Source organism: Micromonospora sp. ALFpr18c, assembly GCF_008868155.1.
GTDB lineage: Bacteria > Actinomycetota > Actinomycetes > Mycobacteriales > Micromonosporaceae > Micromonospora.
Genome location: NZ_WBKR01000022.1, coordinates 1 through 16,905, shown reverse-complemented (window position 1 = coordinate 16,905; position 16,905 = coordinate 1). Strand labels below are relative to the sequence as shown.

Here is a 16,905-nt window from a genome sequence, read left to right as displayed (position 1 = left end):
TCGTCCCCGACGATCAGGGCCGTGACGGCTCAGTGGACGGCACGCCTCCTGGTGTTATCGATAACACCAGGAGGCGTGGACGGAGTCACCGACGCGGGGCGTGGGCGGCCAGCGGATTGGTCAGGGTGCCGACGAACTGGAGAGCGGCCGACGGGTCGGCCAGGTCGACCATCTGCTGGTTGTCGCGCAACTGGAGCCGGTTGAGGCAGGACAGCGTGAACTCCGGTGCGAACAGGTCGTAGTGGCGAACCCGCTCGGCCAGGTGCGGCACCCGGTCGAAGTAGTCGACCGCGCAGGCCGCGACCGCGCCCCAGAAGGCGTCCTCGGTGAGCACCCCGGCCTCGACCAGCACCGCGTTGAGGTGGCGCAGGAAGCAGTCCACCACGTCGGTGAAGATGCTCAGCAGCTTGGTGTCGTCGGACACGTCGACGCGGATCCGCTCCACCTCCGCCGGCAGCTCGCGGTCGGCGCTCATCACCGCGATCTCCTCCGCGATGTCCTTGAAGATCACCCGCTCGACGGTGTCCCGCTCGCCGAGGACCAGGATGACGTTCTCGCCGTGCGGCATGAAGGCCAGGTCGTGGGCGTAGAAGCTGTGCAGCAGCGGGGTCAGGTACGCGTCCAGGTAGCGGCGCAGCCACACCTCGGCGGGCAACCCGGACCGCTCGATCAGGGCCGCCGCCAGCGAACCACCGGCGCTGTCCACGTGCAGCAGCGCGGCCATGGTGGACAGCCGCTGCCCCGGCGCCAGGTCGGGCACCGGGCTCTCCCGCCACAGCGCGGCCAGCATCTTGCGGTACGGGGAGGTGCGCTCGGTGGCCGCCTCGTACTGCCGGTGCCGGTAACCGACCGCGGCCCGCTCCCGGATGACGGTCAGGCCCGTGCCGGTCAGCACCTCGTCGCCGGCGATCAGGTCGGCCAACCAGTCGTTGATCGCCGGGGTGGCCGCCATGTACGCGGCCGACAACCCCCGCATGAAGCCCATGTTCAGCACCGACAGCGCGGTCTTGACGTAGTGCCGACCCTGCTCGCTGACGTTGAAGAAGGTGCGGATGGACTGCTGGGCGAGGTACACGTCCGGCCCCGGGCCGAGGTGCACCAGCCGGCGCTCGGCCAACTCCCCGGCGAAGGTCACCGCCAGCTTGTTCCACCACTGCCACGGGTGCGCCGGGATCAGGTGGTAGTCGGCGAGGTCCAGCCCGAGATCGGCCATCGTGGCCGCGAACCGGGCCCGGGTCTCGACGTCCAGTTCGCTCTCGATGAGCGTGTCGTAGTCGAGGTCGGCGGCGCTGCTGAACGTCGAGTGGTCCCGGTGCGCGGCCAGCCACTCCAGCCGTACCGGCGCGGCGACCTCCGGGGCGTACCGGTGGTACTCGTCGACGCCGAAGCCGAGCCGGCCGTTGTTGGCGACGAAGCAGGGGTGGCCCTCGGTCATCGACGTCTCGATGGTCTGGAAGTCCGCCTCGGCCAGCTCGGCGGCGCTCGGCGCGGCCTGGGCCAGCTTGTACGCGGTGCCGGCGAGGGTGGAGGTGATCTCCTCCAGGTAGACGGGGAGCACCCGCGCGGAGAGTCCGAGGGTGTGGCGCAACTCGACGATCAGGTCCACCGCGTCCGGCGGCAGCGAGGCGCCGTCGCGGTGTCGGGTGATGCTGTCCGCGTCGATCTGCCAGTGCGCCAGGGTCAGCACCCGGGCCGCGAACCGGTAGGTGACCGTGCCGTCGTCGCTGCGGACCTCGTACCACTGCCGGTCGTCGGGGCCGGACACGGCTTCGGGGCTGAGCAGCCGCTCGTGGGTGAACTCGGCGAGCGCCTTACGCACCAGCAGCCGGTTGGCCCGCGCCCAGCGCTGCGGGGTGAGGTGCCCGACCGGGTCGCCGGAGGCGCTGTGCGCGGTGGCGACGGGCGGGTGGGTGGGGACGGCGGTGGTGGTCACGCCGGGGCTCCTTCGGTTCGGATGGCGGCAACGCGGTCGGCGGCGGCCTGAAACTGGGCTCGGGTGCAGACGCTGAGCAGCGCGTCCTTCTCGGGCTTGACGATCGGGCCGACGACCTCGAAGCCGACGGCCGCGTTCAGCGCGTGCACGGCGGTGTTGCGCACGTCCGGCTCGACCACCACCCGCGCGGTGGCGGGGTCGCCGAACAGCCACGCCACGACGGTGCCGATCACCGCCCGGGTGAAGCCGTGCACCGGCGCGTCGACCGGCGCGCAGAGGAAGTGCATGCCCACGTCACCGGGCTGGTGGTCGTAGAGGCCGACCAGCTCGACGTGGGCCGGGTCGTAGCGCTCGGCGAGGAAGGCGGGACTCCCCCGCCACAGGCCGAGGTACGCGTCGTGGTGCGGGTGCTCGGCGATCCGCCGGTACTCCTCGGTGACCTGGGCCTCGTCGGCGTCCTGCATCATCCAGAACGACGCCTTCGGATGGGTCACCCAGGTGTGCAGCAGCGCCGCGTCGGCGTCCGGGTCGAGCGGACGCAGCGCAAACTCGCCGAGCCGTTCGTCGAGGCGGGTGAAGACGCCTGTCACGACGACACTCCGAACTCCTGGAAGGTGATGCTCTTCTCGATCGGGTAGTGCTCCCGGCCGAGCAGTTCCCGGATGATCCACGAGTTGCGGTAGGCGCCCATGCCGAGATCCGGTGAGGTGATGCTGTGCGTGTGGGTGCCGGCGTTCTGTAGGAAGATGCCCCGCCCGGTGTGGTCGATGCTGTAGTTGCGGGCCACGTCGAAGCGACCGTGGGAGTCCCAGCGGATCCGGTCGGACACCGGGGTGAGGAACTCCGGCACCTGGTAGCGGTAGCCGGTGGCCAGGACGAGGCCCTCGGTCCGCAGCGCGAAGTCGCGCTCCTGCTCCACCTGACGCAACCTCAGCGTGTACGCCCCGTCCCGGTGCTCGGCGCCGACCAACTCGGTGTTGGTGAGCAGCCGCGTGTTCACCGGCCCGTCGACGCTGTGCGCGTAGAGCAGGTCGAAGATGTCGTTGATCAGGTCGGCGTTGATCCCCTTGAACAGGCCCTTCTGTTCCGATTCCAGCCGGTAGCGGGTCGCCTCGGGCAGCGCGTGGAAGTAGTCCACGTAGTCCGGCGAGGTCATCTCCAGCGTCAGCTTGGTGTATTCGAGGGGGAAGAACCGGGGCGAGCGGGTCACCCAGTTCAGCTGGTAGCCGTACCGGTCGATGTCGCCGAGCAGGTCGTGGTAGATCTCGGCGGCGCTCTGCCCGCTGCCCACCACGGTGATGCTGCGCCTGGTCCGCAACGTCGACCGGTTCTCCAGGTACCGCGAGTTGTGCACGACGTCACCGGGCAGCCCCTCGACCGCCTCCGGCAGGTGTGGCGGGGTGCCGGTGCCGAGCACCAGGTGCCGGGCGCGGTATTCCACGGTCTCCCCGGTGCCCGCGCTGGCCCGCACCACGTACCGCTCGTCGGTGTCGTCGTATTCCACGCTGGTCACGGTCTGACCGAAACGCAGGTTCGGCAGCTTCGCCGCCGCCCACCGGCAGTACGCGTCGTACTCGCTGCGCAGCGGGTAGAAGCTCTCCCGAATGTAGAACGGGTAGAGCCGGCCGATCTCCTTGAGGTAGTTGAGGAAGGAGTACGGCGAGGTCGGGTCGGCGAGACTGACCAGGTCGGCGATGAACGGGGTCTGCAACCGGGCCGACTCCAGCAGCATGCCGGGGTGCCAGGCGAGGCTCGGGCGGGCCTCCAGGAACACGCCGTCCAGCTCGTCGATCGGCGCGGTGAGGCAGGCCAGGCCCAGGTTGTACGGGCCGAGCCCGATGGCGATGAAGTCGTGGGTGGACATCGGGGTCTCCAGGCGCGGGTTCGTGGTCACCGGCGTCAGCCGACGGGGCAGGTCAGTTCGGCGGCGGTGTGGTCGTGCACGTACCGGCCGGCGTGGGTGGCGATCAGGTCCAGCACGTAACCGACGTCCTCGACGGTCGTGGCGGGGTTGAGCAGGGTGAACTTGAGGAAGTGCTGGCCGTCGACCCGGGTACCGGCGACCACGGCGAGGCCGGTGGCCGCGAGGGCCTCGCGGGCGTACAGGTTGGCGGTGTCGGCCAGCTCGCGGCCCGGGCCGGTGGGCAGGTAGCGGAAGACCACCGTACTCAGCTGCGAGCGGGTCACCACCTCGAAGCGCGGGTCCTCGCTGACCAGCCGCCAGGCGTCGGCGGCCCGGTCGACCACCTCGTCGAAGAGCGCACCGAGCGCGTCCGGCCCCATCACGCGCAGGGTCAGCCAGAGCTTCAACGCGTCGAAACGGCGGGTGGTTTGCAGGCTCTTGTCGACCTGGTTGGGGATGCGCTGTTCGACCATCCGCGCCGGGTTGAGGTAGTCGGCGTGGTAGGTGACGTGCCGCAGCACCCGCCGGTCGCGGACCAGCAGCGCGCTGGAGCTGACCGGCTGGAAGAACGACTTGTGGTAGTCGACGGTCACCGAGTCGGCCAGTTCGATGCCGTCGAGCAGGTGCCGGCGCGTCGGCGAGACGAGCAACCCGCAGCCGTACGCGGCGTCCACGTGCAGCCAGACGCCGGCGCTCGCACAGATCCCGGCCAGCTCCGCGAGCGGGTCGATGGAGCCGAAGTCGGTGGTGCCGGCGGTCCCGACGACGGCCATCACCACCAGTCCGGCCCGCCGGCACCGGGCGATCTCGTCCCGCACGGCGGAGGGCCGGATGCGCCGCCGGGCGTCGGTCGGCACCGCGATCACCGCGTCCGGGGCGAGGCCGAGCAGCTTGGCGGACTTCTGCACGCTGAAGTGACCGGCCGCCGAGGTGAGCACCCGCAGCCGGGGCAGCAGCTCCGCGCGGGCCGCCGGGCCGAGCGCGTCGGCGCACGCCTCCTCCCGGGCCAGCAGCAGCGCCTGAAGGTTGGACTGGCTGCCCCCGCTGGTGAACACGCCGTCCGCGTCCGGGCCGAGGCCGATCCGCTGAGCGGTCCACTCGATCAGGCGACGCTCGATGAGGGTGGCCCCGGCGCTCTGGTCCCAGGTGTCCAACGAGGAGTTCACGGCCGTGAGCACGGCCTCGCCGAGCAGCGCCGGAATGACCACCGGGCAGTTGAGGTGGGCGAGGTAGCGGGGATGGTGGAACCAGACGGCGTCGCGCAGGTAGACGTCCTCCAGCTCGTCCAGGGCGGCCCCGGCGTCACCCAGCGGCCGGTCCAGGTCCACGCGGTCGACCAGGGGCGCCAACTCGGCCGGTGTGATGCCGGTGCCGGGCCGGTCCACGCCGGCCACCCGCCGGGCGACCCGGTCGACGCCGTCGGCGATGGCCTGCCGGTACTGCTCCACGGAGCCCTGGTGCAGCAGCTGTGCCCGCGCGGCGGCCGGTGCGGTCGCCGGCGCCGGTGGCGGCGCGGTGGTTTCGACGGGGTACGTCGGCACGGTCACGGATGTCCTCCACGTTCTCGACGATGGGCAGCCGCGACCGGCCCCGGCGCGCCGTCGCGCCACGGGGTCGTGCTGCCTTCGATGGGGGTCGCTACTCAGGCGGTGACGCCGGCCAGCGCCTCGGCACGCAGGTCCTCTTCGGACAGTCCGCGTCGCCAGTAGCCGGCGAAGGTCACCCGTCGACGGTCGAAGCCCCGCTCGCCGACCAGGTGCCGGCGCAGCGCCCGCACCACGCCGGACTCGCCGGCGATCCAGGCGTACGGGGTGCCGGCGGGCAGCCGGGCCGCGCGCACCGAGCCGACCAGCAGGTCACTGCCGGGCGGGGTGCTGCCGCGCACGATCCAGCGGATCTCGGCGTCGGCGGCGCTGGGCAGCTCGGTGATGTCGGCGGCGTCCGGCACCTCGATCCAGGCGCGTACCCGGGTGCCGGCGGGCAGCCAGCCGAGGATCCCGGCGGCGGCGGGCAGCGCGGTCTCGTCGGCGGCCAGCACGACGAGGTCGGTGCCGTCCGGGGGGCGGAAGCAGACGCTGCGGTTGTCGTGCACCGCGGGGCCGAGCAGCAGCACCCGGTCGCCCGGCCCGGCGAGGGCGGCCCAGCGCGAGGCGGGGCCGCCGTCGCCGTGGCTGACGAAGTCGATGTCCACCTCGCCGGCGGCCGGGCGCTGCTCCCGGATGGTGTACGAGCGCATCACGGCGCGGACGTCGGGCGGGAGTGCCCGCCAGGCGCCGAACCAGTCGTCGCCGTGCTCGACCGGGACCACCGGGGCGTGCTGCCCGGGGTGCGGCAGGAACAGCGAGACGCTCTGGTCCCGGCCACCGCCGGCGACGTCGACCAGCTCCGGACCGCCGAGGGTGACCCGGATCAGCGAGGCGCCGATCCGGCGTGACCGCACGACGTGCGCGGCGAAGAAGCGGAACTGCGGGGCGACGGGCGCGACGGTGCTCGTACTCATGGCGTCAGCTGACCTTCTTCGCGTTCCGGATGGCGGTGGCGAGGTTCTCCAGCAGCGGGGCGGCGCCGGCGTACGAGAAGCGGGGCACCGCGTCCCACGGGGTCACCTGGTTGGCCTTGACCGCCGGCAGCTGCTGCCAGGTGGGCTTGGCGGCGAGGTCCTTGGGCTGCAACGCGGTGCTGCGGTTGTCCAGCAGGATCAGGTCGGCCGGGAACTTGCCGGTGTTCTCCCAGCTCAGCGCCTCGAAGTAGTCGCCGGCCTCGAGCTTGGTGGGGACGACGATGTTGACGCCCAGCTCGGCGAAGTACATGAGGTCGGTGCTGACCTTCGGGTTCGAGACGTAGAACAGGTCGGGGCTGCCGGAGCAGGCCATCACCGTGATGCCGGGGTTGGCCTTGACCGCCTGACGGACCGCCTCGGCGGCGGCGTCGAAGCGGGTCTTCGCGTCGGTGACCTTCTTCGCGGACAGGTCCGCGCCGAGCGACTCGGCCAGGGCGGCGTACCGCTCGATCGGCTTGGTCATCGGCACCCGGGCGGTGGTGACGGCCACGCTCGGCGCGAGCGGGAGGATCTTGTCCTTGCTCTCGTCCGGCACGTACCAGAGCGCGTCCGGGTCGTACATGTGGGTGACCAGCAGCTCGGGACGCAGGGCGGCGTACTTCTCGAGGCTGAACTCGCCCCACACGTTGCCGATGACCTCCACGGCCTCGACGTTGAGGTCGCCGGCCTGCGGGTCGATCGTGCCGTCGGCGCGCTTGGTCTCGCCGAACACTCCGACGAGCTGCTTGTCGAGACCGAAATCGACCAGCGCTGCCGCCACTCCGGTGAACGCCACCACCCGGGCCGGACGGGCCGCCGCCTCGATCTTCTTGCCGCGGTCGTCGGTGAACGACCAGGGCCCGTTTCCGTTATTGGGAGCGGGTTTGGCGGCATCGTCCTTGCCGCAGCCGGCGAGCAGGGCAGCCAGCGTGGCGGCGCCACCGGCGGCCAGCAGGCCACGACGAGAGAGGCGACGGGAGGACAGTGCATCGGGCATGGTGTCGTCTTTCGATCAAGGGAGGGTCGGTGTCGACCGGGACAGCGGGGTTAGGTTAGCCTAACCTCGGTCGTTGTCAACAGCGGTACCGACGTGTCGCCACGAAACCGGAGCCCACACTGGACGCCTCACCCACCGTCACCAGACCAGCACCACACGTGCCGGCGCGGTCCACGGCCCCGCCCCCGGTGCGACACCAGGCGGCCCGTGCCGCCGGCCTGCTCGGCGCCGTGGCACTGCTCGGCGTGCTCCTGCTGCTCAGCATCGCGGTGGGCGCGAAGTCGCTGCCCCTCGCCGACGTCTGGTCCGGGTTGCTGCACCGCGACGCCACCGAGTACGCCGTGGTGCACCGGATGCGCCTGCCGCGCACCCTGCTCGGGCTGCTCGCCGGCACCGCGCTCGGCGTGGCCGGCGCGGTCATGCAGGCCCTCACCCGCAACCCCCTCGCCGACCCCGGGCTGCTCGGCATCAACGCCGGCGCGTCCGCCGCCGTCGCCACCGCCGCCAGCTTCCTGGGCGTCACCGCCATCGGCGGGTACGTCTGGTTCGCGCTGTTCGGCGCGGCGGTGGTCACCGCGCTCGTCTACGCCGTGGGCGGCGGACGCGGCGCCACCCCGGCCCGCCTGGCACTGGCCGGCGCCGCGCTGAACGCCACGCTCTACTCGTACGTGAGCGCGGTCATGCTGCTGGACACCGCGTCGCTGGACCGGCTGCGGTTCTGGACGGTCGGCTCGCTGGCCAGCGCGGACTCCGCGACCGTGACCCGGGTCGCACCGTTCATCCTGGTCGGTCTGCTGGTCGCGCTCGGCGCCGCCCGTCCGCTGAACGCCCTGGCGCTCGGCGACGACACGGCGCGGGCCCTGGGCGCCCGGCCGGCGCTCATCCGCGCCGCCGTGATCGTCGCGGTCACCCTGCTCTGCGGCGCGGCGACGGCCGCCTGCGGCCCGATCGTGTTCGTCGGGTTGCTGGTGCCGCACCTCGTCCGCGCCCTGACCGGCCCCGACCTGCGCTGGCTGCTGCCGTACTGCGCGGTGCTCGCGCCGGTGCTGCTGCTCGGCGCCGACGTGCTCGGCCGGGTGCTGGGCCGACCGGGCGAGCTTCAGGTCGGCATGGTGACCGCCGTGCTGGGCGGCCCGCTCTTCCTCTGGCTGGTCAGCCGGCGACCGGTGGCCCAACCATGACCGTCCTGCGTACCCCCGGCGGGTTGTCGGTGCGGATCCGCCCGCGCGCGCTGGCCGTCGGTGCCGGCGCGGCCCTGCTCGCGGCCGGGCTCGGCCTGGTCGCCGTGGGCAGCGGCGACTACCCGATGGGCCCGGCCGACGTGCTGCGCACCCTGACCGGTGGTGGCACCCCGGCGGAGCAGTTCATCGTGACCGAGCTGCGCCTGCCCCGGCTGGTCACCGCCCTGCTGGTCGGCGCGGCGCTGGCGCTGGCCGGTACGGTCTTCCAGTCGCTGGTCCGCAACCCACTGGGCAGCCCGGACATCCTCGGTTTCACCCAGGGCGCGTCGACCGGCGCGCTGGTGGTGGTCGTCCTCGGCGGCAGCAGCCTGGCCCTCGCGGGCGCCGCGGTCGTCGGAGGACTCGCCACCGGCCTGCTGATCTACGCGCTCGCCTGGCGGCGCGGCGTGCACGGCTACCGGCTCATCCTGGTCGGCATCGGCGTCGCCGCGATCCTCACCGGCGTCAACGGCTACCTGCTCACCCGGGCGCCGCTGATGGACGCCGCCCGCGCGGTGCTCTGGCTCACCGGCAGCCTGGACGGGCGCGGCTGGGCGAACGCCGGGCCGCTGCTCGCCGTCCTGGCCGTGCTGGCGCCCCTGGTGCTCGTCGGCTGCGCCCCGGCGCTGCGGATGATGGAACTGGGCGACGACACGGCCAGCGCCCTCGGCGTGCCGGTCCGCCGCCTGCGCCTGGTGCTGCTCGCCGCGGCGGTGCTGCTGGTGTCGTTCGCGGCGGCCGCCGCCGGTCCGGTGTCGTTCGTGGCGCTCGTCGCGCCGCACGTCGCGAAACGACTGACCCGGGCGCCCGGCCCCAACCTGCTGCCGTCGATGGCGGTCGGCGCGGCGCTGCTGGTCGGCGCCGACCTGCTGGCCCAGCGCGCGTTCACCGGGCACCAACTTCCGGTCGGCGCGGTGACCGGAGTGATCGGCGGTGGCTATCTGGTCTGGCTGCTCGCCGTCGAACGCCGGGCGGGTCGGCTGTGACCATCCGCGACCCCTTCGAAGGAGCACCCATGCACCCCGGCAGCACCCGGCTCGGTGGCACCGCGCTGACCCTCGCCTACGACCGGCGCACCATCGCCGAGGATCTGACCGTGGCCGTTCCGGATCAGTCGTTCACGGTGATCATCGGCCCGAACGCGTGCGGCAAGTCGACCCTGCTGCGCGCGCTGTCGCGGATGCTGCGCCCGAGCGTCGGCACGGTGCTGCTGGACGGGCGGGACATCCACGACCGGCCCGCCCGCGCGGTGGCCCGCACCCTCGGCCTGCTGCCGCAGTCGTCGATCGCGCCGGACGGCATCAGCGTCGCCGAACTGGTCGCGCGAGGCCGCTACCCCCACCAGGGGCTGCTGCGGCAGTGGTCGCGCGAGGATGAGCGGGTGGTCGAGGAGTCGATGGCCGCCACCGGGGTCGACGACCTCGCCGACCGGCTGGTGGACGAGCTGTCCGGCGGGCAACGGCAGCGGGTGTGGCTGGCCATGGCGCTGGCCCAGCAGACCCCGCTGCTGCTGCTCGACGAGCCGACCACCTTCCTGGACATCGCCCACCAGATCGAGATCCTGGATCTCTGCGCCCGGCTGCACGAGGAGCAGGGCCGCACCCTCGTCGCGGTGCTGCACGACCTCAACCACGCGGCCCGCTACGCCACCCACCTCATCGCCATGCGCGACGGTCGGGTGGTGGCCGCCGGCGACCCGGCGACGGTGGTCACCGCCGACCTGGTCGCCGAGGTGTTCGGGCTGCCCTGCCGGGTGATCGACGACCCGGAGACCGGCACCCCGCTGGTCGTTCCCGCCGCCCGCCGACGCGCGGCCGAGCCGGCATGAGCACCCGACGCTTCCGCGACCCGTGGGGCGTGCCGCACCTGCGGGCCGACGACCCCCTCGCCCTGGCGGCCGAGCAGGGTCGGGTGACCGCGTACGACCGGGCGTGGCAGATCGAGGTGGAACGGCACCGGTCGGCGGGCACCAGCGCGGCCTTCCTCGGCGCCGACGCGCTCGCCTGGGACCGATTCGCCCGGCAGGTCCGCCTCGACGACACCGCCCGCCGCTGCCACGCCGCCCTCGACGAGGCGACCGCCGCGTGGGTGGGCGCGTACGTGGCCGGGGTCAACGCCGGCCTCGCCGTCGGGGCGGCGCGCGCACCGGAGTTCGCCGCCACCGGGCTGACCCCCGGCCGGTGGGAGCCGTGGACACCCCTCTCCGTCTGGCTGGGCCAGCACATCCTGTTCGCCGGGTTCCCCGGCAAGCTCTGGCGCGAGCACGTGGCGGAGCACCTCGGCGCGGACGCGGTCGAGGCGTTCGCCACCGACGGGCCGGCCGTCGCCGGCAGCAACGGGTGGCTGCTCGCCGCCGAGCGCACCGGCACCGGTGCCGCGCTGCTCGCCGGCGACCCGCACCGGTTCATCGAGGATCCGGGCGTCTACCAGCAGATCCGGCTGGCCTGCCCGGAGTACGACGTGGTCGGGTTGGCGATGCCGGGCGTACCGGGCATCGCCCACTTCGGACACACCGGTGCGGTGGCCTGGGCGATCACCAACGCGATGGCCGACTACCAGGACGTGTACGCCGAGCGGCTGCGCCGCGACGGCTCCGACGTGCGGGCGCTCGGCCCGGACGGCTGGGAGCCGGTGCACCGCCACGTCGAGACGATCGAGGTGGCCGGGGCGGCCCCGGTCGAGGTCGAGGTGCTGGAGACCGAGCGGGGTCCGGTGATCGTGGGCGGACCCGACGAACCGGCCGCGATCAGCCTGCGCTACCCGCCGCGGGTCCGGGCCGAGCTGGGGTTCGCCGCGCTGCCGGAGCTGCTGCGCGCCCGTACCGTGGCCGACGTGGACCGGGCGCTGCGGCACTGGATGGAGCCGGTCAACGTGGTGCAGGCGGCGGACACCGCGGGCGGGCTGCTGCACCGGGTCGCCGGGGCGGTGCCGGTACGGCATCCGGACAACGGCCGGCGGGTGGTTCCCGCCTGGGAGGCCCGGCACGCCTGGCGGGGCTGGTACGCGCCGATGCCCCGCGCCGAGGTGACCGGCCGGGCGGTGATGGCCAACGAACGCGGGCTGGCGGCGCCCCTCGGCGTCGAGTTCGCACCGCCGCACCGCGCGCGCCGGATCGCCGAGCTGCTCGACGCCGGTCGGGACTGGACGGCCGGGGAGATGGCCGCCGTGCACACCGACACCCACCTGGGCTCGGCCGGGCCACTGCTGGTGGTGCTGGCCGGGTTGACCGGGCTCAGCCCGGACGCCGCCGCGCTGCGGGACCGGCTGCTGCGCTGGGACCGCCGGATGGCCGCCGACAGCACCGACGCCGCCGACTTCGCCCTCCTGCGGGCGGCCGTCGTACGCCGGATCGCCGCCCATCCGTCGCTGGCCGCGCTGGCCGCGCCGCCCGCGTACCCCGAGGTGTTCACGCCCTGGCTGGCGCTGACGCCGCGGGTCGGCTACGCGCTGGAGCACCTGCTCGGCGCCGGGCGGCTGCCCGGCGTCGACGTGCCCGCGCTGGTCGGCGCGGCGGCCGAGGAGGTCGCCGGCGCGGCGGACGGGCCGGCGCTCTGGGGTGACCTGCACCGGCTGGCGCCGTGGCGGGCGCTGCCCGACCCGGACGGCGGGCCGGGCCCCCGCCTCGACGGTGACCACGACTGCGTGCTGGCCACGTCGAGCGTGCCCGGCGTCACCCACCGGTGCTTCCGGGGTCCGGCCGCCCGTTTCGTCTGGGACCTGGCCCGTCGCGACGACAGCCGCTGGGTGGTCCCGCTGGGCGCGTGCGGGGTGCCCGACGACCGCCACCACGACGACCAGAGCCCGGCGTGGCTGTCCGGCGAGCTGCTCCGGGTGGTCACGGACTGGGACCAGCTCACCGAGGAGACCGATGCGCACTGAACAGCACACCTACCGCAGCGAGGTCAGCGGCTTCGGGGTGGTCACCATCCGCCCGGTCCGGCCCGACCAGGACGTCGACCTGCTGCACGGCTGGGTCACCCAGGACCGGGCCCGATTCTGGGGCATGCGGGAGGCGAGCCGCGAACGCGTGCACGAGATCTACGCGTACCTGGACTCGCTGGCCACCCACCACGCGTACCTGGTGCACCGCGACGGGGTGCCGGCGGCGCTGGCGCAGACCTACCAGCCCGAGGCCGACCCGGTCGGCGAGTGCTACGACGTACGCCCCGGCGACGTCGGCGTCCACCTGCTCATCGGGCCGCCGGTGGCCGTCGAGCGGGGTTTCACCGGCGCGCTGTTCGGCGCGATCCTCGACTTCGTCCTCGCCGACCCGAGCCGGCTGCGGGTCGTGCTGGAGCCCGACGCCCGCAACGACCGCGCGATCAACCGCTTTCTGCGTACCGGGTTCCGGCCCGGACCGTTGATCGACCTGCCGGACAAGCGCGCCCGGCTGCTCTTCCTCGACCGACCGGCGGTGCCCCGCTGACGCGACCGTCCGTCGGCTGACGCCGGCGACAGCGGACGGCCGCCGGCCCGGGTGCGCGAGGCACCCCGACCGGCGGCCGCCACGGCGTCAGCGCAGGCCGAACGCCCGGGTGATGCTCTGGCTCACCGTGTTGCCGGCGGCGTCCCGCGCGGTGGTGCGCAGGCTCACGAAGCCGGCCTTCGCCGGTGCGGCCAGCGAGGTCCGCCAGCCGTCGCCGTGCCGGATCAGCCGCTGCTCCTGCCAGGTCCTGCCGTCGTCGTAGGACACCTCGACGGTGACCGCGCCGATCGTGCCCTGCACGCCCGGCAGGTGCGAGGCCACCACGGTGAGCGGTGCCCGCCGCGACGCCGTGCCGTCGGCGTCGATGTCCACCTGATAGTCCAGCTGGATCATCGGCAGCGCCTCCGCCGACTCCTCCCCGGTGGCCGCCGAGCGGAAGCCCCACTCGGTGCGGGTCTGCCGGGAGTACGGGTTGGTCCACGCCGCCCGGTCGTTCTCCACCACCAGCCGGTACGGCAGCCCCTGCTCCGCGAGGCCGGAGACCTGGAGGTACTCGGCGTTACCCCAGTTCAGCTCCTTGTCCCCCTGGTAGAGGGTGGTCCGGTTGACCATGTCGAAGTTGGCGTACGCCTCCCCGATGTGCCCGCCACCGTCACCCCAGCCGGGTGCCGGAAGGTACAGGGTGTCCAGGTACCGGATCGGCACGTAGTTCCCACCCATCCGGGGGCGCTGGATCGGCCCGAACCAGGTGACGGTGCTCGGCTTGCCGGCCGCATACGTCGTCACCTCCGGCACGTGCTGTCCGGTCTCACCGGGGATGTACGCGTCGTCGACCCACCGCTGGTCGGTGCTCACCCAGTCGGTGCGTCGGCCCCGCGCCGCGGTGGCCTCCTGGTTGCTCGACCCCAGGCCCTTCCAGATGTCGGTGCGGAACTCCAGCGCCCTGCCCTGCCGGTAGTTGCGGAACTCCACGTCGACCCGGGCCAGCTGCCGCTTCGTCGGCCGGTAGGTGGGATCGGCCGGCACCGTGCCGGTCCAGTGGTGCACCACGTCGTACAGGTAGGTGGTCTCCGGGTGCGACTCGACCGACAGCCGCACCGGGCCGCGCGCCAACGCGGCGATGAGCTGCGCGCCCTCGTCGGCGGTGAGGGTCGCGACGGTCACCGGGGCCGGGTTCTCCGGACCCCACAGGGATTCGTCCCACGGCTGGAGCCGCCCGACGCGGTCGTTGACCACGAGCAGCAGCGTGGCCCCGGCCGCCGCGGCGGCCTGCGCCTGGGTGGCGATGTCCACGCCGTCACTGCGCCGCACCACCACGGCCCGGTCCCGGACCGGCCGCTTCGCCAGCCCGGCCGCCGACGCGTCGGCGACGTAGACCGCGTCCAGCTGGCGACGACCCGCCGGCAGCGCCGGGGTCGCCCGCTTCACCAGCAGATCGGCGTACGACCGGCCGCCCGCCGCGACGGTCAGCGCCGGCTGCTCCAGGCGCCACCGGGCACCGAACTCGAACTCGCCGTCGGTGACCGCACGGCTCGTCGGCAACGCCCACATGCTGTCGTACGAGTCGTCGGGTAGCACCTGGCTCTCGGTGAGGCTGGCCCCGAAGGACCGGTGGATGTCCATCCGCAGCGACGTGGCGGTGGCCTCCTGCGGCACCTCGGCCCGTACCTGCCGGGCGGCCCGCGCGTCCAGGGTGACCGTCCGGTCCCGGTCCAGGATGACGTCGGTGAAGCTCAGCATCACCATGCCCTTGGAGTGCGGCCCGTTCAGGCCCCGCACGTCCGCGGAGATCCAGCCGTTCCAGTTCGTCACCGGCAGCCGCAGCGTGGCGGTGCCGCTCTCGGGCAGATCCACGGCGGTGAACAGACCATCGGCGGTGAGAATGACCTTGCCGGCGAGCGGCCTGCCGTCCCGGTCCTTCGCGACCAGCGTCAGGTTCTGCCGCTGGCCCTCCCTGCTCGCCCCGATCAGGGTGCGACCACGGACCGTAGCGGCGTCGTCGGTGGCGATGATCGCGCCGCTGACCTGCTTCTCGACCGGCAGCTTGTCGTACGCCGCGCGCAGCGTCACCGTCGCGGTGCCGCCGGCCGGCACGGTGACCGTGTCGGCGGACAGGGCGAACAGGCCGGCCGGCGCGGTCGGCGCGTCGAGAGCCAGCCGCAGGGCGACCGGTGCGCCGCCGACGTTGGTGTAGGTGACCGTCCGGTCGACCGTCGTCCCCGGCTGCTGCGGCCAGGCCTGGAAGCCGGAGTAGGCGCTCGGGGTGGCGAAGACGGTGGCGTGTACGGCGGCGACCGCGTCCAGCCGGCCGGCACCAGCCTGGTACGGGGTGTACGCCGGGGTGGCCTTGACCGTGCTGACCAGCGCCTCCTTGATGCGCTGGCCGGTCCAGTCGGGGTGCGCGGCGGCCACCAGCGCGGCCGTACCGGCGACGTGCGGGGTGGCCATCGACGTGCCGCTCATCAGCGTGTAGTCCCCGGAACCACCACGTACGAGGTGGGAGCGGGCGGCCAGGATGTCCACACCGGGCGCGGTGATCTCCGGCTTCAGCCCGCCGTCACCGGCGCGGGGGCCCTGGCTGGAGAAGTCCGCGAGGTGGTCGGTGGCGTCGACGGCGCCCACGGTGAGCGCCGAGTTGGCGGCACCCGGGCTGCCGATGGTCGCCGGGCCGCTGTTGCCGGCGGCGATCACGAACAGGGCGCCGGTCTCGGCGCTGAGCCGGTCGACCGCCTGGCTCATCGGGTCGCTGCCGTCGGTGGATTCGCCGCCCAGGCTCATGCTGACGATCCGGGCCTTCTGCTCGCGGGCCGCCCACTCCATGCCGGCGATGATCCACGAGTCCTGCCCGCTGCCCTCACTGTTGAGGACCTTGCCGATGTGCAGCCGGGCGCCGGGGGCGACACCCCGCTCGGTGCCGCCGGAGGCCGCACCGGTGCCGGCGATCGTCGAGGCGACGTGCGTGCCGTGCCCCTTGTAGTCGAGGATGTCAGGCTCGTCCGGCACGAAGCTGCTCGACGCGGTGACCTGGCCGGCGAGGTCCGGGTGCTCGGTGTCCGCACCGGAGTCGAGCACCGCGACGTCGACACCGGCGGCGGTGTTGCCCTCGGCCCAGACGGCCGGGGCACCGATCTGGGCGGTGGACTCGGCCAGGTCGGCGTGCACCCGTCCGTCCAACCAGACCTTCGCGATTCCGCCCGCGAGCGTCGGCGCGTCGCCCGTACGGCGGGCCGTGCCGGCGGTGAGGGCGGTCCAGAACGTGCCGGCGGTGGCCCGCTGACGGGTCAGCGCCGCGCCCTGCACGCTGTCGAGCGGGCGGACCAGCTCGGCACCGTCCACCGAGGGACGGGTGCGGTTGCGGACCGCCGCGTCGGTCAGGGTGACGATCAGCGACAGCTTGTCCGAGTGCGCGTCGTCGTAACCGTCGGCGATCAGCTCGGTGACGTTGAACAACTGCCGGTCCAGCACGCCGCTGGTGACGTACGGCAGCGCGGCGTCCGGGTACACGTAGGTGTCGCCGTCGAGCACGGTGCGGTGGAAGGTCGGCGTGCTGCCGTCCGGCCGGCGGACCGTCGAGATGGTGCTGCCGTCGGCCGCGGTGGTGACGTTGACCGTGTCACCGGTGATCAGGGTGACGGTGGACGAGTGTCCGGGGGCGGCCGGCGGCTGACCGGTGGGCTGGCCCGGGTTGTTCGGCGGGGCGGCGGACGCCCCTGTGCCGGGTGGGGTGAACCCGGCCGCCAGGGTGAGGGCGGCGCCGAGGGCGATCAGCCCGGAGCGGCAACGCCTGGAAGACAGAGCCAAGATGACCTCTTTGTGTCGAGGAGTGGTACGCAGCACAGCATCGACGCAAAGCTCACCCTCCATCCCCGTCGATCCCCGACGCATCA

At 73.3% G+C, this 16,905-nt stretch carries 12 protein-coding genes; 5 read left to right on the top strand and 7 right to left on the bottom strand.

What is annotated here, in order from left to right; genetic code table 11:
• Positions 1–85: 85 nt before the first annotated feature.
• The 6 genes from F8271_RS06950 to F8271_RS06925 form a co-directional block, all read right to left on the bottom strand.
• Positions 86–1,933, bottom strand: a complete 1,848-nt coding sequence (locus F8271_RS06950) for an IucA/IucC family siderophore biosynthesis protein (RefSeq protein WP_151488820.1) — start codon at positions 1,931–1,933, stop codon at positions 86–88.
• Positions 1,930–2,523: a GNAT family N-acetyltransferase gene (locus F8271_RS06945; protein ID WP_151488819.1), complete on the bottom strand. Its 594-nt coding sequence runs from the start codon at positions 2,521–2,523 to the stop codon at positions 1,930–1,932. Before F8271_RS06945 ends, F8271_RS06950 begins: the two co-directional genes overlap by 4 nt.
• Positions 2,520–3,797, bottom strand: coding sequence for a lysine N(6)-hydroxylase/L-ornithine N(5)-oxygenase family protein (locus tag F8271_RS06940; protein WP_151488845.1), 1,278 nt, complete (start codon positions 3,795–3,797; stop codon positions 2,520–2,522). The genes F8271_RS06945 and F8271_RS06940 overlap by 4 nt, the downstream gene beginning before the upstream one ends.
• A gap of 35 nt (positions 3,798–3,832) precedes the next feature.
• Positions 3,833–5,383, bottom strand: coding sequence for an aspartate aminotransferase family protein (locus tag F8271_RS06935; RefSeq protein WP_370461875.1), 1,551 nt, complete (start codon positions 5,381–5,383; stop codon positions 3,833–3,835).
• A 95-nt stretch (positions 5,384–5,478) separates the two neighbouring features.
• Positions 5,479–6,336: a siderophore-interacting protein gene (locus F8271_RS06930; protein ID WP_151488818.1), complete on the bottom strand. Its 858-nt coding sequence runs from the start codon at positions 6,334–6,336 to the stop codon at positions 5,479–5,481.
• A 4-nt stretch (positions 6,337–6,340) separates the two neighbouring features.
• Positions 6,341–7,372, bottom strand: coding sequence for an ABC transporter substrate-binding protein (locus F8271_RS06925; RefSeq protein ID WP_151488817.1), 1,032 nt, complete (start codon positions 7,370–7,372; stop codon positions 6,341–6,343).
• A gap of 188 nt (positions 7,373–7,560) precedes the next feature.
• Here F8271_RS06925 and F8271_RS06920 point away from each other — a divergent pair, with 188 nt between their 5' ends.
• Genes F8271_RS06920 through F8271_RS06900 form a run of 5 tightly spaced genes read left to right on the top strand, consistent with a single transcriptional unit; the run spans position 7,561 to position 13,018 of the window.
• Positions 7,561–8,553 carry a FecCD family ABC transporter permease gene (locus tag F8271_RS06920; protein WP_370461874.1) on the top strand — a complete coding sequence of 331 codons (993 nt, stop codon included), beginning with the start codon at positions 7,561–7,563 and terminating at the stop codon, positions 8,551–8,553.
• A complete protein-coding gene (locus F8271_RS06915) occupies positions 8,550–9,578 on the top strand; it encodes an iron chelate uptake ABC transporter family permease subunit (protein ID WP_151488816.1) in 1,029 nt (342 codons plus the stop codon). The genes F8271_RS06920 and F8271_RS06915 overlap by 4 nt, the downstream gene beginning before the upstream one ends.
• 29 nt (positions 9,579–9,607) lie before the next feature.
• On the top strand, positions 9,608–10,420 hold the full coding sequence (locus F8271_RS06910) for an ABC transporter ATP-binding protein (protein WP_151488815.1): 813 nt from the start codon (positions 9,608–9,610) through the stop codon (positions 10,418–10,420).
• A complete protein-coding gene (locus tag F8271_RS06905) occupies positions 10,417–12,471 on the top strand; it encodes a penicillin acylase family protein (RefSeq protein WP_151488814.1) in 2,055 nt (684 codons plus the stop codon). The genes F8271_RS06910 and F8271_RS06905 overlap by 4 nt, the downstream gene beginning before the upstream one ends.
• Positions 12,461–13,018, top strand: a complete 558-nt coding sequence (locus F8271_RS06900; RefSeq protein WP_151488813.1) for a GNAT family N-acetyltransferase — start codon at positions 12,461–12,463, stop codon at positions 13,016–13,018. The genes F8271_RS06905 and F8271_RS06900 overlap by 11 nt, the downstream gene beginning before the upstream one ends.
• A gap of 87 nt (positions 13,019–13,105) precedes the next feature.
• Here F8271_RS06900 and F8271_RS06895 read toward each other — a convergent pair whose 3' ends face one another.
• Complete coding sequence (locus F8271_RS06895) at positions 13,106–16,819, bottom strand: S8 family serine peptidase (RefSeq protein ID WP_151488812.1); 3,714 nt, start codon at positions 16,817–16,819, stop codon at positions 13,106–13,108.
• Positions 16,820–16,905: the final 86 nt, after the last annotated feature.